Annotated in this window: 1 pseudogene; it reads right to left on the bottom strand. The window is 67.1% G+C overall.

The features are described 5' to 3' along the window. Positions 1-171 precede the first annotated feature (171 nt). Positions 172-838, bottom strand: a pseudogene (locus CZ322_RS10040) (hypothetical protein); the annotation flags it as partial.

Below are 838 nucleotides of genomic sequence, written 5' to 3'. Positions count from 1 at the left end.
ACCCACGCGCGTCCGTACAACGTGAACCGCCAACGCACGCTGGCCTGCCAGCCAAAACTATCCAGCCTGTCGCTTATAAACATCTAAATGGGTATAAGAGACAGCGTACGGCCCGGTCAGTTCCGGCAACGGCCGGGCCAGGCTGCCGCACAACGCGCGCGGCCGCGCCGGCTAGCTAATCCCTGCTTCCGCCAGCGCCGCGGACCACGAACCAAAGCGCTGGCGGATGGCGGCCCCGGAGGGATAGGTGCCCTGGTTGCCCGAATCGGCAAGCCACTCCACGTACCCGTTGTAGCTGACGGTTTTGCCGTTCCGCCGCGCCGCGATGGCGTGGCTGCGCAGCGCATCCACGTAGTCCTCCCGGTCAAATTTCAAGGCCCCGCGCTTGCGCCCGTTGCTGACCGCCAGGCCAACCGCCTGGAGTGCCTCGTTCCAATACCCGGAGAAACGCTTAATGACGGTTTGCGAGGTGGGCGGCCAGGTCAGTTTCCCGCGCCCGGATTCCGCTCCCGCGAGTTCCGTGACGGCCAGGCGTTCGGCGTCGTACTGCTTCGCCGTGAGGGTGAGGTGCGGGTCGGCCGCAATCGCGCCCTGGGCCCGGGCAATGCAGGCGAGCACCTCGTCCACGTCCAGCTCAGAATCTTCGAGCGCTGTGCGCACATCCGCAACCATCTCCGCGTCAAGTGAGGCGGCGGGCGCCGCGGCGTCGTCGCCCTCAGGGGTGTGGATACGGCCGAAAATGTAGAGAATCGCGGCTTCGAGCGCGAGGTGCGAAAAACGCGGCGTGAGGCGGCGGGCGCGCGAGCCACCCGCGGAGGTGCCGAGCCACGGCGTGATT

Origin of the sequence: Actinotignum timonense, from assembly GCF_900155575.1 — a bacterium.
Taxonomy (GTDB): domain Bacteria; phylum Actinomycetota; class Actinomycetes; order Actinomycetales; family Actinomycetaceae; genus Actinotignum; species Actinotignum timonense.
The sequence above is the reverse complement of the archived record's forward strand: the minus strand, read 5'-3'. Positions and strand labels throughout refer to the sequence as shown.